This is a genomic window from Bacteroides faecis (assembly GCF_020091505.1).
Lineage (GTDB): Bacteria > Bacteroidota > Bacteroidia > Bacteroidales > Bacteroidaceae > Bacteroides > Bacteroides faecis.
Genome location: NZ_CP081916.1, coordinates 4,718,616 through 4,735,665 on the forward strand (window position 1 = coordinate 4,718,616; position 17,050 = coordinate 4,735,665).

Below are 17,050 nucleotides of genomic sequence, written 5' to 3' on the forward strand. Positions count from 1 at the left end.
TAAGGACAGATAACAAATTAGCAAAATGGCATTTTGTCATTTTGCTAATTTAAAGTGTCGTGCCTTGTCTCTTTCCACACTTGGGGCGAATAAAGAAAAAAAACGCATAGAATTGCCGTTACGATAAATCAGAATGTCGTCAATGATACAGGAAAACAATCATTTTATTCCTGTTATCCCTATAAATCCACAACAAGAGCGCATCTAGGCGTTTTATGTATCAAACCGGCGCATTCCTTCCACCTGAGAAACATTGTCTGATAATTGCCGTACCCTCCTTTTATAAGCTAAATATCCTCACTTTACAACCTATGTGATGTTGGTTTTAAACCAATGGTATGTTTCATTAAAAGCAATGGTATGTTTGGTATAAAGCAACCTTATGTTTTATGACAATCAACCTTATGTTTTTCCTCTATAATACGGTTGTTTTTATGCAAACGACCGCTCTTTTATGCACAATTACGTATATTAATTCCTTCTTTCATCCCATTACTCTTCTGGTTACGTCTCTTTCTCACAAACAAGAAATAGCATAATCAAGAAAATAAGAGAATAATGATCTTGATTATGCTATTTTACGATCTTTCTGATAGATGAAAGTTATCGAAAACCGAATACTATCTCTTCAAATTTAAGTTCTCCAGAACCACTTGATTTTCGTAAAGAACATGGTTGCCAAAACAGATATACCGGTCAATATCACTCCTTGAAGAAACCCCAGCCATGCATTCTGCTGAAAATAAGAAAGTAATGGAGCTATCCCCACTATGTTTGCCAAAGGCAGGATAAATAAATCACCAACCACATAAGCAATCATCGGATTCTGCCCGGACATAACAAGAAAGCGGGTACTTCGTACACATCGGAAATAATCGCAAACGATACTTAAGAATAAAAGTGCCATAAATGCCAGCCCGGAAGTCACGAAGAAATAGCTAAAGGTGGCAGGATCTTTCTTTATTCCTTCCTGAAAAGGCTCAAAACACAAGCCTAAAAGAAGCAGATAAGCTCCCGCATTAAATAACTTTTTCCATAACAGAGCAATCCCGTCCGTTGGACGTAAAAACAGATATTTGCCGGCCAGTAATAAAATGAGCGTCACCGATAAGTTTATTGCTAACATGCGTGTATAAAGTCCGTAAAGATTGAAAATGATGAGCACTATAGTTAATGGAACCAATACAATACTCAGTTTGCGGTATTGCAGTGAATCCGAATGGTCAGTATCTTTGAGATTCTTCATCCATTCCATCAGATATTCTCCTGCAATGCTGCCGGGGATTACAATAAACAGATATTTCAGATAATCGAAACGATACATCCAAGGCAAAGGAGTGTAATTAAATACCGCCTGTGTCCATGAGTTTTCTGCGGTGCTTCCCAATATAATTGCCATCAATAGCAATAGAACACCCATGCGTATCCAGCGATTATGCATCGAAAAGATGTAAAGAATGGAACCGAAAATCGCCATATTAGCCAGCAACAAAATAATCACATTGCTAAAATACAGGCTGAACGTTCTTCCGTCTGCATAAGAAGTGGTTACCATCAGTATCACAGCTACTCCATAAGCAAGAAGCTTGATGCACGTATGCGCCCATTCCGGCATTTTGAGAGGAATACGCATAAACATCGGAAACAAGATGGCAAAGCAGAGAATTGCCAGCAGCCATGACCGGATATCCTGTGGTGAACTCAACACATAGGGGTAGAAGTGCTGAATGAATATAGCAAAGAAAGTCAGTTGAACACCCCGCTTAATAGCTTCATACACCAGTTTGAGTTTGGAATCACCTTTCTCTGCACGTTTTCCGATCGAGAAAGGGAAAGCTGCTCCCATAGCAAACAGGAAGAAGGGAAATACGAGATCGACCCAAGTAATTCCAGGCAGCATAGGGTTGAATGCATGATCCGGCGGCGGTGTCTGTGCATGACTCATCCAGCCGGGAAGCACATGCGTTACGATGGTAGCCGAAAGTACCATTGTAATAATCGCATATCCCCGCAAAGCATCTAGTGCCAGAGCTCTGTTATTCATAAGCTTCCTCCGTTTTTCATCCCTTCCTCTACCTCCTTCCAGAGATTCTTGGAAATGATATGTACGATATCAAATACCATCAAACCATCCGAACGACGGAGATTCATTTCTATTGTTTCCGACAGTTTGGCGGGATTATCATAGAACTGGTCAACTAAAATACCTCCTATAAATTTGTTTCCCTTCAGAATATGACGCAAATGCCGGCAAGAACCTTCTACACAATACCAAGTGCCGGATTGTGCTTGTGAATCGGTTTCATTCCAGATACTGCGGTTTGTCTTCTTGTATTCCGCAATCGTGATGTCGGTATAATAATTGCCGGTTGCATAGAGATCAAGCAACTCTGCGTATCCATAATTTTTGTATTCGGGAGTAGCCCAACTGAAATCTTTGCCGGGATCATAGTTTTTACTGGCAAAGTTTACTCCTACCTCATAGTAAGATGGATACCAGGCTCCGGTATAGGTTCCGAAAGAAACTCTTGGATTGGCAGCCTTTACCTCCTTGCGTGCCAAAGCCATGAAATCTGTTATATTCTTTGTGCGCCATTCGAGCCACTTTGGGAAATACCTACCCGGTTGTGGTACATATTTTCCGTCTGCATTTTTCTTCCAGGTGAAGATGTCTTCCGGAAATTTAGACAACTTCTTGCCGGTATACGCTTCAAATTTCTCACGCGAGAGCGGTGAGAAGTCAGCCGTGATGCCATCGTAGCGTACACGGTCGAGCATCAATCCGTCTATATCCGGGTACTTGGTTACAACTTCTTTCAATACATTCAATATATGAGTACGATATTCTTCGTTGACAGGATTAATCATAGCTCCATATTTGTGTTTTTCTTCCGTGATCGGAATAATCCCCTTATCGGGAGTATACACCATAGATGCCCACTCCGGATGTCCGCTATATACCATTCCACGATCGAAGTAATTATGTCCGGCGCAGAAGACATTTAATGATGCATGTACTTCCAGTCCCAACTCATGCCCTTTCTTGATAAAATATCCCAGATAGTCGAAATCTCCGGCTTTCGCTCCTTTCCATTCTTTCATCTGAGGAGCGAAATCGCTCTTGTATAACACTTCCCCGGTAATCGGGCGGATATCTACGATAGCATGTGTGAATCCCAGCGTTTTGATCTTGTTCAAATAATAATCAATTGAATCCTTATGGCTGAAACGCTCGAAATTTGCTTCTGCGTCAATCCACATGAGAGCAGGCTTCTTCTTTATCACTATCCGAAACGGAGATGCCGGCAGACCGGCATTATTGCATAACTCTCCCTGTGCATAATTACGAAAGCAATAACGTACTTCCATCGGATCATTTACGGAATCGTTCCAAACCTTGACTACCGACGAACCATTGATGATTTCGGCCTTTGCAGGACGGAATACACCGTCTTCGCCCACTATCTCAAAACCTTTCACGTTTTGATTTTCCGGAGTCAGACCGTCTTCACCATAGTCAAAGTCAATCTCTACCGCATTTCCTTTTACCTGATAAGCCTTGTATATGGGACCGGAATATTGGAATCCTTTACGATTGTATGTCTTAGCCAGAGCCCAGTAAGCCAATCGTTCGCCGACTTTTATCTTATAGGGTGAGTGGATAAAGTTTTCGCTTCCGGCATCTCCGGTCGTCACCATTCCCACATTGGGCACTTCTTTCATTAATTCCAGTTGGCACTGACGGAACCATGCCCAGTCCAGTTTATCATTACCTTCAGACTTCCAAGGAGCTATTTGTACATAGTAGAAAGGCATTTCGGGATTATGAAAGAAATCTCTCCATTGAGAAACCATGGCCGGAAACAGCTCCTTGTATAGCTTCGGATCGGGAGTATTGGCTTCTCCCTGATACCATATCACGCCTTTTACAGGAAAGCCTTTCCACGGATTGACCATAGCATTCCACAATAAAGTAGGAGTTCCGGCAGCCCATCCGAATTCCTTCTGACTGGCGTCCGGCAAAGTGACTCCCGGAAATTCGGACAAAGTTTCTTTATTCATCCATGCCTCGATCTTCGACATACTCCAGGAGCAGTGTATCAGACCGACCGGAATATCCAGAGATTGCTGTAACTGATGGCCGAAGAAGTAGGCTGTGGCACTAAAATCGGCAACTTCTTCGGGCGAAGATTCACTCCATTTGCCTTCTATCCCATTTTCTTTCGGAGTGGTACTCCAAGCATTCTTTACAGTATAAAGGCGGAGCGGACGTTTCGGATGAGCGGAAACAATATATGGCTGCGAACCGAATACCGGTTGCCCGCGAAATCCTTTCACCGGCATTTCCATGTTCGATTGTCCCGAACAGAACCATACCTCGCCAATCAGAATGTTTTTCAACATGAGTTCTTCTCCATCAGAAAAAGTGATTGTGTAAGGGCCTCCTGCCTCGGGGGTAGGCAGAACCAGTTCCCATCGTCCGTCCTGATTGCTGACAGTCGAAATCTTACGGTTATTCCAGGAGGCGGATACATACACACGTTTTCCGGGAGACGCCTTTCCGTAAAAGGTTACCTCCGATTGCTGCTGCAATACCATGTTATCGCCCCAAATGGAGGTCAGCGTTACCTTCGCTTCCGCCTTCAGAAAGAACAACGAACATATCAGTAATAAAAAGTATTTGGTTTTAAGTTTCATATCATTATTTATTTTCAATGGTTTGAGTATATACATTGCCAAAACGATCGGTAACTTTGACTTCGATCTTTGCATTCTTATCGTGAGGGGCAGCGTGGAACAGATGGCCGGTAAGGACAGGAGAAATCCAGTCGTATTTCACCTTTTCCTTATCAGAGCAGATAGCCTTTGCCATCGGGTCATATCCTTGATACTGCTGCATGTCTCCCATTCGCTGCCCATTTTCGTACCATTCTACTTTCCACAAGTCGTCCCAGTTCCATACATTGGCTATAATATCGGAAGGATACTCTTCCGATGCTCCTGCCGGATAAGCGCGAAATTGGTATTCCAGCGGATAACCGGCGCTTTTATATACCCATTTCAGCCGATTTCCTTTCACTTCATAGATTCCGTATCCTCTGGGAGTTCCATCCACATTTACATCTGCACGCCACCATGTTCCGCATACGGCTGCCGTGTTATGCTCCATCAATGAATCATTGAAACAGACATTCGTGTTAAAATGAGTGTGCCCGGAGATAATATGCGCATCATATCCCTTTAGTAGCTCATATAATGCGGCTGTATTGACCGTCTCATCCTGATCCAGGGTGTTATATCTCAGCTTTTTCTGAAGGCTGGAAGGTATGTGCATCACTACAAATATCAACTTGTCTTTGGGTACGTATGACAAGTCTTTTTCCAGCCATTTGAAGGTACGTTCGTCAATGTATCCGATGTATTGGTAATCACGATTCACATAAAAACAGTTATCGAGTACAATGTAGTGCGCTTCTCCTTTATTGAAAGAATAGTAAATGGGACCGAAGTAGCTTTCGAAAGTACGGTACGAATATTCGAAAGTACGACCGCCGTAAGTCATATCATGATTTCCGATAGTCCGGTAAATGGGAAAATTTAAAGAAGAAACTGCATCTATATACGATGGATACAAAGAAGGTGTATCGCCTACAATATCTCCACAATCTATACCAAACACATCTTTCTTACCGGTATAAGGTTGTACATGCTGTTTCATGTCTTTCAGGAATTCAGCGTATGCCCTTACATCATCTTCAGAAGTAACCTGTGCATCTGCCTGTACCAGAAAAATATGGTCTGTATCATTCCGGGGATTCTTTATTAACTCAAAATTGTATGTATTCCGTTTTTCAGGATTTACTTCCTGATAAAACAAGGGAATAGTTTTTTTCGTTTGTGGCAAATATCCGGCAGGAACCGACATCTGGACAAAACGGACATCTCTGTTGGGGTAAAGGGCATAATTTCCCTGTTTGTCGGTCAACGTGCAATCGATACCGTCTGTGACAACTACTCCCTGGACACCTTTACCGTTGCAGGTCACTTTTCCACGGATGCTGTCGGAGAAGTTTTGAGCTTGCAAGTTTACCCCGAAGCTCATCAACAAAAACAAGTGTAATAAATATATTTTCATGGTTATTGTTCTTTATGGATGCTTCTATTAAAAGAAGTCTGAGACCTGAGCCTCAGACTTGCTATACTGATTAAAACGAATCGTAATAGTCAGCGCATTCCATCCTCAATTATCTATTGAGGAATGGATGCCAGATATTTGTCAAAGCCTGTCTTAAACGCATTCCAGTAATCATACTTTTTGATATGGCAAAGATCGAATGCAAAGAAGCCGTCACTGTTGTTGATACATGCGTCAATGGCGTCAGGTATCTTTGCGGATTGTCCTCCATCAGTCCAGCCGGTGCTATTGCCAATATCCGGACCTCCTGCATAAGGAACATCGCCTTTCAGCAATTCACGACCATTTTTGCAGAATCCTTCCATTGTCCATTCACCACTGCCATAGATTTTATCTACAGAGGCATAAGCTCCCAAGAATATATAATCCAGATGGTCGGCATAACCGTAGTTTTTATAGTCCGCAGTAGCCCATTTGGGGTAATAAACCGAAGTATCATATTTCGGACTGGCCCAGTTTACTCCCGAAGTATAATAAGAAGAGTACCAAGCGCCTACATAAACTCCAAAGTTTATTTTGGTATTGACAGACTTGACTTTCTCGCGTGCTTTCACAATGAAATCATGAATCACTTTTACACGGAATTCCAACCATTTCTTAAAATAGGCAGGCTGGGAAGAAGGCAGTGATTGAGTACCCGGCGCCATAATATCTCCCGGGAAGTTGGTCACTGTCTCACCTATATATTCTTCAAATTTTTGTTTGGATACAGTCGAGAAATCACTTTCCAAGCCATAATCATCATAACGGCAACGGTCCAGAATGATTCCGTCCAGATCATATTTAGCAAGGTCGCCCAGCAACTGCAAAACAAAGTTCTGTACTTCATCATTAGCCGGGTTCATGAATTTTGCTCCGGAGTCTGTTTCGTCATTCAATAAATCCATTGTATTGGTCAAGCCATCTTCCAAATTGGCCACACTTGCCCATTCCTTCTTAGAGTCGTCACGGAACAACATGCCGTCCGATCCAAGATTGTAAGGGCACAAATAGCCGCCAACAAACGTATTAATGGAAGCATGTACCTTCAACTCCTGATTGCGAGCCTCATCTATAAAAGCCTGCAAATAATCCCATGTTTCCGTACGTTCATAATAAACATAACCCGAATTTCCCCATACATCCATCCGCCTCACCTGGTCTACTGCATCAGTCTTAAATAACACGTCTCCTGTGGTCGGGCGTACATCAACAATAATATCAGTAAAGCCGGCAGCTTTTATTTTCACCATATCTTTGGCAATATTCTCTTTACTATTTGCATAATCCGGGAAATTAGCGGCTGCATCGATCCACACATAACGTGGTTTCGCCTCTGTAACATCCGGATCGTCCGGCTCTTCCGTCGAATTGTCATTCCATGGCCATTCTGGAATTCCATCCGAGTCATCTTTACAGGAAGTAAATATAGCTACTCCGCAAAATATCAATATCAAAATTTTAAAAAGTTTTTTCATATCCTACCTCTTTATTATTATACTATTTGTCAATACAATCGGCTACATAGGCTCCGATGACACTACTATTATTATCATAGTAATAAATGTACAGCTTAAAGCCGTCGGCTGTCGGAGCTATCAATACATCACCGGATGCTGTGCCTGCAGTGGCAGACTGGAACCAAGCTATCGAATTATTTGAGAGAACCAACGCAGGAGCAGAAGTTATATCTCCGGTCAGCTTACTCTTGTCATTCACATCATACAAGTAGAGTTCCGGGCCAGTACCCCAATGCGGGAAATGGCTAACGATAAACAGTGCAACATAGTTTGCATTATTGAACTGTTTAGAATCCAGACAGTTCTGATTTTGTGCCCAACTACTGCCTGAAGGATTGCTCAACTGAGTAGCAATGGTATTCGAACCATTCAGGTATGTAAATATATTCGGATCGTAATAAGAGAGGAAGTTTCCGTCATTTACATCATTGGATGCAGGTACAACAGTCGTATTGTTGACTGGAGCTGCTCCCCATGACAAGCCGGTAGCACTGATATCTATAACTTCCGGTGTCTGTATTACTCCATCCTTCACAACAATGCGAGTGAATTTACTTGAAGAAGTTACATTGGTGATGCCTTCATTGGTAATAATGATAATAGCATCCTTCTTCACATCCCCTGTCACCTTCATTTTGGCTCCCATCGGTACACCGGCATTGTTGGTGAATGAGTAGAACAAAGTTGGAGCCTGAGTAACTGATGAGGTAATATAGATGTTACATTTTTCTCCGCTTTCCGGATGGTTGCAGATCAACAGATGATTAGCTTCATCACTAGTCACACTGGCTGCTTTGGCTGAGCCAAGGTTGATCGTACCTTGTTTTACTCCAGTAATCCGGTTAAAATACATCGGAGTAGTACCATCACCCATACAAACGACTAGATTATTATTGATTGCTCCCATAGTCGGCGCGTTAGTGGTTGCCCATGGAATACCTAATATAGCAGTCGGATCAAGATTAAATAACAGCTCTACACTTGTAGCATTAAAGCCATATGGTATTTTGGCCGGTATATTCTTCTTGACTGTATACACCTGTTTGTCAACGCCATTATGAGCTGTAACCGTCAGTTCTACCGGTTCATTATAATTCAGAGCTGTAGTGCTCGGGTCCGGAGAAATAGTAGCATGAGCGGAAACCTCGAAATCAGCCAGACAAGAAGATAAATCATCGGCACTGATAAGCGAAATTGTTTTGGATGCCTGATCAATCACTCCGGTCAGTTCAGGATTCTGCAAACTAAATGTAATCATCTGGCATGCAACAGATTTAGTACGCTGTCCTGTAATACAGATTTCCCGCTTTGATCCATCCGGAGCAGTCAGAGTAAAATAATTATCTTTTGTCAAGTCCAGAATGGTAATACTGGGCGTAATGATATAATTATTGTTCAGCTCCGCTTTCACACGCATTGCCGTCATATACTGTTCGGTCTCATTATCACTCGTCTCCGGGAAGAACCAGGGAACCGGGATGACAAAACGGTCTGAAGTATATTCATCTGCAAAAATCTTATGACTGACTGCTTCCGACTCTTTGTACGGCCCGGAAGTAAAGATTGCCGTAAGGCTGGTTATTCCCTGTCTGGAAGTGTCTACGCCAACTCCTTCAGGATCTTGACATGAAGCAAAGAAGGCAGATATTCCTATTAATAAGTATAATAAATTCTTTTTCATAATCATTTTTCTTTAAAGGTTATTGCCATTCCGGATATTGACTCACTGACTGATTGCCGTTGATTTCGCTAGACGGCAGCGGACAACGATACATTTTACTCGGGAAGCTAAGATCTTTATGATCTACTTCGACATACGTATACTTGAATGTGCCGTTTGCATTCTTCTCAATCTTCAGACCATGGCGGCGCGTTGCGCTAAATGTGCTTTGAGCCAGTTTCCAACGACGCATATCCCAGTAATAAAATCCTTCACATGCAAGTTCTACTTTACGTTCCTGACGGATGGCTGCCATCAATGCATCTCCACTCTTATCCGAATAAGGAAGTCCAACTCTTGAACGTATTTCTCTCACTGCATTGTTCGCATTGTTCACATCATTGGTACGATAGCAAGCCTCGGCATAATTCAACAATACTTCGGCATAACGAATGGCAATCCAAGGGGCTACACTGTATTGAGAAGTTGAGAAACTATGATTTTCGTCTACAAGCTTACGCAGGAAATAACCTGTAGCAGTACGTCCATTACCATCTTTCTCTACAAGCCATTGCATCCAGCCATCATTACCTCCGACAAATGGTTCTATCGTACGACCTTTCCATGTGGCTCCATTATAGAGTATAGAAGCTTGAAAGCGTGGTTCCAGTTTGCTGTATGGAGGATTTTCTTCCGTACTTTCTGTTGTATGCCATGCAGACCAATCGGGGAAACCTCCCGTAGTAGCATATTCATAAGATTCAACCATTTCCTGAGTCGGATTTGCCAAACCTCCAACCTGATTGTTGCCGTCAAATTTCTTGTCGCCGCCAGGAGCATAGAAATTATCCCATGAGTGATATACTTTATTGGTAGCATTGTAATCATATTCCCAAATAGCTTCACTGCTATTTGACTTGAATGCATCAACATAATTATCCTTCACCAGTGAATACAGTTTGGAGTTAATCACTTCTTCAGCAGCAGCTTTCGCTTTAGCCCAACGTTCGGCATAGAGCATGGCACGTGATAATAATGCGTATGCAGCACCACTCGTTACACGACCATTGGAAGTCGCACTTTTCTTCAGATGTTCTCCTGCAAAGTTCAGGTCGGATTCCACAAAGTCCCATCCTTGTTCTTCCGTACTCAACGGCATGTTAGGCTGAATCTTGGTAAGGTCTTTATCGTAGATGATTACTTCTTTATAGCGTTTTACCAGATCAAAATACAGCATTCCACGGAAGAAACGTAATTCTGCTTCAAGACGGGTAACATCGTCCGGAGCAAAGTTTCCATATTTATCCAGGTTATAAAGCGCTTCATTCACACGACGAACATATTCGTAGACTTTGGCCCAGTTTCCTAAATAAGTTGCCACATAGTTGGCATCAACTACCGATGTTTCTCCATAAGAGAGTTCATTGGGGACATAACGATAGGCATTATAATTGGCGTCTCCATATTTGATCAGGTCTGTTAAACCTTCGGTCATACCAGCTTTACATTGGCCTTCGTTATAGTTTCCAAAATATGCAGTGTAATGATAAAAGCTATTCACAGCCAGCTCTGCATTCGTTACCGAGTTCCAGACGGTCTTGTCAGAGACTTCATTCGTAGGTGTCATATCCAGGTAATCACTACAGGAAGAAAAACCGAGTGATGTACAGAGAATACCAACGCTTATTAAATATTTTGTTTTCATATCTTATCGATTTTATAGGTTTAGAAAGTTAAAGTAATGCCTCCCATAATAGTACGCTGTTGTGGATAATAGCCATTATTAACTCCCGGAGACTCAGGGTCAATTCCGTCAGGAAGTCCGGAAATAGTGAACAGGTTTGATCCTTGTACATACAGTCTCAGGTTTTCAATACCCACCTTATCCATCCATACTCTGGGGAGTGTATATCCCAACTGTGCGGATTTCAAACGAATATATTTACCATTGCGCAACCAAAAGGTTGAAGATAATCCATTGTCACCTCCATGAGTAAGTCCTCCAGCTGTAATGCGCGGAAAAGTTCCGTTCGGATTGTACTCACTTACAGCATTCTCAACCAAATATAACGGTGAGTTGGCTCCATCCTTAAACGTCTTTGTCCAGACAGTATTGTCATCATTATCATTATAATAAGTACCTGTCAGAGAAACATCGAATAGTGCTCCGCCCGTGAACTGTGCATTGAAATCAAAACCATTCCAGCTTGCATTGAGTGTCAAACCATAGGTCACAGCCGGACGATTATTGCGTCCGATACGAGCTCTGTCGCTCCAGTCAATCTTACCATCACCATTCAAATCTCTATATTTGATATCACCGATATTAGGACGGCTGCCATACCATGCGGATTTATCGATTTCTTCTTCCGTCCGGTACAAACCTTCTGCAATCCATCCGTAATTTGCATACACATTATCACCAGTTACTCTAAACCACATCTGCTGGTTAGCATAATCAGAAGCATAGCGCAACCAACGGTTCTTAGCCCATGTAACACTGGCTGATACGCCGTAATTGAAAGGTTTTGATGCTACGGAGAACTTATTACGATGTGATACTACAACATCAATACCTTTGGCATCCATCTTGTTATAGTTGGCATATGTATTGTAATACTCACCCATAGAAGCAGGATATGCGTTACTACTCATCGAAGTCAGCATATCATAAGTATAATTGTAGAATGCGTCAAAATCGACTCCCAGTAAACCATTCCACATTGTAAAATCGAATCCTACATTATATGAGAGTGTGTTTTCCCATGTCAGAGTTGCATTAGGTACAGCTGCCGTGTACATGCTCGGATAAGAATTGCCACCAATCATTACTTTATCTCCATAAGCATATGTACTCAAGAAGCGATAGGGAGTAATGGCGTCAGCTCCCAGCAGACCTGCAGAAGCACGGACTTTCAAATCGTCAATAAAGGTCAGGTCTTCCATGAAGCTTTCTTTGGATATTCTCCAGGCTACTGAACCGGAAGGGAAGAATCCCCAACGCTTTCCACTCACATTTCCTGCAAATTTATAAGAACCATCATAACGTCCGGTAAACTCAGCCAAGTATTTGTTGTCATAGTCGTATTTCAAACGGAATACGTATCCGATGCTTCTCTTTGCATCACTTCCGCCTGATATCGGGTTTGATTTGGCCGGGTTTCCAAAGTCAAGTTCGGGAAGTTCTACAAAAGGAATATCAGTGGCGTATGCCGAGAATTTATTCTGTTTCCAATCCTGTACTTCAGCCAAGGCCAGGAAGTCGACATTGTGCTTTCCGAAAGTATTGGCATAGTGGATACTTCCCTGACCAACAAGCTGACGAGTAGTAGTCTGCCCTTCGCCTAACTGATTAGTAGTATTGCCGCGCGGGTCTAATGTATTGGCATATTTCAATTCGGTAATATTGGTGGTAGGCATTGTTATCATCTCTGTATAATAAGGTATATCCAGATTCTTATTATGAGAAGTAACATAGTCATAAGATCCGTTTACTTTCAGGCTCAGTCCTTTTACCCAGGGTACATTGTACTGCAAAGAAATATTAGTCTGCGCTTCTGTTGTACGTGTCACTTTATAACCTGATTCATAAATTGCAGCAAGAGGGCTGTTGGCCTGTCCGCTACCATTGGCTGTTGCTGTATAAAGCCCATTATAACTTTCCTGTACATATGGATGCATACGAAGAGTCTGGTTTGCTACGGACATCCATCCCTGTTCTCCTAACTCCGAATTAGAATCAGTACCTCCGGATGCAAAGCCCGGTGTATGGCGTTTGCTCGATCTGCCTGCAATACCCACTGTCATAGTAAAGTCTCTGGCTACTTGCGCTTCGATATTAGTACGTATATTATAGCGGTTATAGTAGAAATTATCAATATTACCTTTTTGTCCCATATAGCCGGCAGAGGCATAATAACGCATTTTATCGGTCCCTCCCTGAATGGAAACATTATGTTTCTGATTGAAACCTGTACCAAATACCTTATCGATATAGTTAACATTACCCCAGCCATTAGAACCTGTCAGCATGTCTTCCACATTTTGTTTGGAGAAGACCGGAGTATATTCGTTTACATCTGTAATGACCCCGTTAGCCATTTTATCCATCATATCACCCAAATTATAATAGTAAGCGAATTGAGGACCATTCATGAATTTCGGGAAATTAGCATTCATAGAAGCACCGAAAGAAGCGTCATAAGTAACTTTGGATTTACCTTCCGTACCTTTCTTCGTTGTTACAATAATAACACCACCGGCAGCTTTCAGACCATATACAGCTGCCGAAGCTGCGTCTTTCAAAACAGAAATACTCTCTATATCATTGGGGTCGATGTCGGTAATCGAACGGGGGAATCCGTCCACAATATAGACAGCATCATAAACAGAGCCACGAATACGCAAGGAAGCATTATCCAATCCCGGTTCACCGGATTCCTGTACCGAAGAAATACCGGCCAATTTACCTGCTAACATTTGAGTTACATTGGTTGAAGGAGCCTTTAATAATTCATCTCCTTTCATTGCCGATACCGCTCCGGTCAATGACTGCTTTTTCTGAACACCGTAACCTACGACGATAACTTCATCCAACGCAGCAACATCATCTTTCATTACAATATTTATAACTGTCCGACCGGCGACTTTTATATCTTGATTAGTCATTCCGATATAAGAAAATGATAAAATATCTTTAGCCGCAGCTTGAATACTGTATTTTCCATCCATGTCTGTAACTGTACCGTTTGTCGTTCCCTTCACAACAATACTCACACCCGGTAAAGGTTCACCTGTGCCATCAGTAACAGTTCCTTTTACTAAACTCTGCGCATGACTATTAATAGCACATGCAAAAAGTGCACATATCGAAAACAGAAATATCTTCAATATGCGAGAGTTCTGCTTGATTTTTGAGTTAAACTCTGTCATAGAATTAATTTTTAGATTATTAAAAAGATTGGTTAACATAATTCTTTATTTGCTATAGCTGTTCCAGTACTTTCCAGCATTGATACAGCCCTCTCGGTACATGGAAGCATCCTTTCCATTTTCCTCCTTTAAGTGGCAGCAACACTTCACCTCGTCGATTCAGATAACCGAACCATTCCGGATATTTCGAATCCTTGAAGTGTGTCCACGCATAGTCGTGCACTTTTTCAAACCATTCCAGACATTTCTTGTCTTCGGTCAACTGATAACCTTTCAATAAGGAGATCAGTGTCTCGATATGCACCCACCAGAGTTTCTGATCCCATTCCAACTGCTGGGGAGGACAACCGTTACGGTCCATAAAGTAATAGATGCCGCCATATTCCTTGTCCCAACCGTAGCTGATCATCGTGAGAGTAATATCCTTAGCCTTTTCAATCAGGTCCTGACGATTCAGCCGTTTGCCCAGATCCATGATAAACCACATCGCCTCAATAGCATGTCCGGGAGTTACCTGACGGCCTTCGAAGCAGTCAACCAGATTACCGTCCACATCCACATTCTCAACGATGATGCCACCCAGCTCCGGACGGTAGAACACGTCCATCACCTCATGAATACAGGTTTCCATTGTCTGTTCCAGATAACCGGCAGGCAGCAGATGCTCAATCTCCAATGCCAGATTACAGAGAATCATCGGGAGTGCGAAGTTCTTCAGATTACGTGTGCCCGGATGGAGCTTGTTCCATTTACCTTTAGGGTTGTCAACTTTGGACAAAATTATCTCAAAAGTCTTTTTGGCTATGTCCGCATATTCCTGATTCCCCGTGGCAAGACTTAACTGGCCAAAGGCCATCGTGGCAAACGTATACGAAAATATGTTGTATGGTTCTACCAAAGGTCTACCCGAACGGTCCAGTGAAAAATACCAGTTAAACTGCCCGTCATGTCCGCATTTCTTTAAAAACTCACCACCCTGAACGGCACAATCGAGCCATTCCTGTCGTTTCTCTACTTTGTTGTAAAGCATGGAGAACATCCACACCTCACGTCCCTGCAACCAGATGAACTTATCCGTATCGAAAACCTTCCCTTCACGGTCCAGACAGCTGAAATAACCGCCAGACTCATGATCCTGGGAATGGTCGAGCCAGAAAGGAAGGACGTTTTCCAGCAGCTCATCCCGGTATTGATTCGCTAATTTCTTAAAATCCATAATATTGTTTTTATTATAGATAGGTACAGAGGCACGGCAGGCAGGGAAACGTTTTTTTTGAATGGCCATACAAAAACCGCCTGTGGCCCCTCTATACTTCTCAGTTGTTAGTTTATTGTTATTAAGGTCTTTTTTCCCGCTGTCCCGAACCGGTCCAGTATCTTTCAATTTCTTCCAGCGACTTTCCGGTGGTTTCCGGCACAAGCTTCCAGACAATCAGCATATAAGGCACGCACATGATGGCGAACAGGAAGAATGTTCCGGCGGGGGTAAGGTTCTGGAGCATCCATGGAGTGAGCTGTCCGATCAGGTACGTCCCGATCCACAAGGCAAATCCTGCAATGGACATGGCCAGTCCGCGCACCTTGGTGGGATACATCTCCGAGAGGAGCACGAATACCACGGCGCAGATGGAAACGGCACAGCAGAATACATAGAACAGGAAGAAGATGAGCAGGAAGAGGCTGGATACTCCCAGGCTTTCGCCGAAAAGGAAGTAAGCACCGATCAGGAGAAGGGAAACGACCATGCCCGATACGCCGTAGTAAACCAGTTTCTTACGTCCCACCTTGTCGATGATGACAAGCGCAAGAACGGTGGTCAAAGTGTTAACTAGTCCTACGAGAACTTGGTAAAATAAAGAATCCCCTCCGGAAAGACCTGCATTTTCAAAAATAGAAGGACCGTAATAAAGTACGGCATTCACGCCCATGAATTGACCTAGAATCGCAATGCACACACCAATGATGACTGCCTTAAAAATTCCCGGTTTCATCAGTAAAACCCATTCAGATTTTGTTTCAGACGTCAAAACGGATTTCGTTTCATTTAATTGACTTGTTGCCTCTGAAACAGAATTATATATTTTCTCTAATATATTGACAGCTTTTTCTTCTTTTCCTTTTACGATCAGCCAACGGGGACTTTCAGGAATGAAGAATATAATAATGAAGAACAACACAGCCGGCAACATTTCCATTCCCAACATTCCTCTCCATACTTCAGTCACAAATATTTTATTCAACCAGTCTATACTCAACTGCGAACCGCTTTGCGCATATCCAAGTAATTGATAATTGACCAGATAAGCTCCGAGAAATCCAACAGTTACCGCCAACTGATACAGAGAAACCAGACGCCCTCTGTACTGTGCCACCGAGACTTCGGATATATATAAAGGAGAGACAATAGAAACGACTCCAATACCCACTCCACCGATAATGCGATAAATAACCAGTTGAGTGAAATCCGCAGAAATAGCACAACCCAAAGCAGATGTAGAAAACAAAACAGCCGAAATAACCATCGTTAATTTTCGTCCCAGTTTGTCACTCAAAATCCCTGCAAAAAGGACACCAACAATAGAACCTATCAAAGCGCATCCCACATACCATCCTTGTTGCAAAGCATCCAGTTGAAAAAGTTGACTAACCTGAGCAATTGTTCCGGAGATGACAGCAGTATCATATCCGAACAAAAACCCTCCTAATGCAGCCACAACAGAAAGGAATATAAGATAGCTAAAGTTAATTGCAGACTTCATATTG

9 protein-coding genes are annotated in these 17,050 nt (G+C 42.5%); all 9 read right to left on the reverse strand.

Translation table 11 applies throughout. The annotated features are described in order from the left end of the window. Window positions 1-634 precede the first annotated feature (634 nt). On the reverse strand, window positions 635-2,044 hold the full coding sequence (locus K6V30_RS18485) for a DUF5009 domain-containing protein (RefSeq protein WP_055271138.1): 1,410 nt from the start codon (window positions 2,042-2,044) through the stop codon (window positions 635-637). Continuing rightward, complete coding sequence (locus tag K6V30_RS18490) at window positions 2,041-4,734, reverse strand: alpha amylase family protein (protein ID WP_055271140.1); 2,694 nt, start codon at window positions 4,732-4,734, stop codon at window positions 2,041-2,043. The genes K6V30_RS18485 and K6V30_RS18490 overlap by 4 nt, the downstream gene beginning before the upstream one ends. Next, the gene (locus K6V30_RS18495; protein WP_055271142.1) at window positions 4,703-6,136 is read right to left on the reverse strand and encodes a calcineurin-like phosphoesterase C-terminal domain-containing protein; all 1,434 of its coding nucleotides are present in this window, start codon (window positions 6,134-6,136) and stop codon (window positions 4,703-4,705) included. The genes K6V30_RS18490 and K6V30_RS18495 overlap by 32 nt, the downstream gene beginning before the upstream one ends. Before the next feature lie 113 nt (window positions 6,137-6,249). After that, complete coding sequence (locus K6V30_RS18500; RefSeq protein WP_055271145.1) at window positions 6,250-7,653, reverse strand: alpha amylase family protein; 1,404 nt, start codon at window positions 7,651-7,653, stop codon at window positions 6,250-6,252. Between the two features lie 22 nt (window positions 7,654-7,675). Continuing rightward, window positions 7,676-9,376 carry a DUF5018 domain-containing protein gene (locus K6V30_RS18505; RefSeq protein ID WP_055271147.1) on the reverse strand — a complete coding sequence of 567 codons (1,701 nt, stop codon included), beginning with the start codon at window positions 9,374-9,376 and terminating at the stop codon, window positions 7,676-7,678. A gap of 19 nt (window positions 9,377-9,395) precedes the next feature. Next, on the reverse strand, window positions 9,396-11,060 hold the full coding sequence (locus tag K6V30_RS18510) for a RagB/SusD family nutrient uptake outer membrane protein (RefSeq protein ID WP_055271149.1): 1,665 nt from the start codon (window positions 11,058-11,060) through the stop codon (window positions 9,396-9,398). Window positions 11,061-11,080: 20 nt separating this feature from the next. Beyond that, window positions 11,081-14,287: a SusC/RagA family TonB-linked outer membrane protein gene (locus tag K6V30_RS18515; protein ID WP_055271151.1), complete on the reverse strand. Its 3,207-nt coding sequence runs from the start codon at window positions 14,285-14,287 to the stop codon at window positions 11,081-11,083. Between the two features lie 52 nt (window positions 14,288-14,339). Then, entirely contained in the window at window positions 14,340-15,503 is a 1,164-nt protein-coding gene (locus K6V30_RS18520) for a n-acyl-d-glucosamine 2-epimerase (RefSeq protein WP_224207183.1), read from the reverse strand. Window positions 15,504-15,624: 121 nt separating this feature from the next. Continuing rightward, window positions 15,625-17,046, reverse strand: coding sequence for a sugar porter family MFS transporter (locus tag K6V30_RS18525; RefSeq protein WP_055271118.1), 1,422 nt, complete (start codon window positions 17,044-17,046; stop codon window positions 15,625-15,627). Between the last annotated feature and the right edge of the window lie 4 nt (window positions 17,047-17,050).

Coding starts and splice junctions, on each gene's coding strand:
- K6V30_RS18485 (WP_055271138.1), bottom strand. CDS start 2,044: ATGAATAACAGAGCTCTGGCACTAGATGCTTTGCGGGGATATGCGATT.
- K6V30_RS18490 (WP_055271140.1), bottom strand. CDS start 4,734: ATGTATATACTCAAACCATTGAAAATAAATAATGATATGAAACTTAAA.
- K6V30_RS18495 (WP_055271142.1), bottom strand. CDS start 6,136: ATGAAAATATATTTATTACACTTGTTTTTGTTGATGAGCTTCGGGGTA.
- K6V30_RS18500 (WP_055271145.1), bottom strand. CDS start 7,653: ATGAAAAAACTTTTTAAAATTTTGATATTGATATTTTGCGGAGTAGCT.
- K6V30_RS18505 (WP_055271147.1), bottom strand. CDS start 9,376: ATGAAAAAGAATTTATTATACTTATTAATAGGAATATCTGCCTTCTTT.
- K6V30_RS18510 (WP_055271149.1), bottom strand. CDS start 11,060: ATGAAAACAAAATATTTAATAAGCGTTGGTATTCTCTGTACATCACTC.
- K6V30_RS18515 (WP_055271151.1), bottom strand. CDS start 14,287: ATGACAGAGTTTAACTCAAAAATCAAGCAGAACTCTCGCATATTGAAG.
- K6V30_RS18520 (WP_224207183.1), bottom strand. CDS start 15,503: ATGGATTTTAAGAAATTAGCGAATCAATACCGGGATGAGCTGCTGGAA.
- K6V30_RS18525 (WP_055271118.1), bottom strand. CDS start 17,046: ATGAAGTCTGCAATTAACTTTAGCTATCTTATATTCCTTTCTGTTGTG.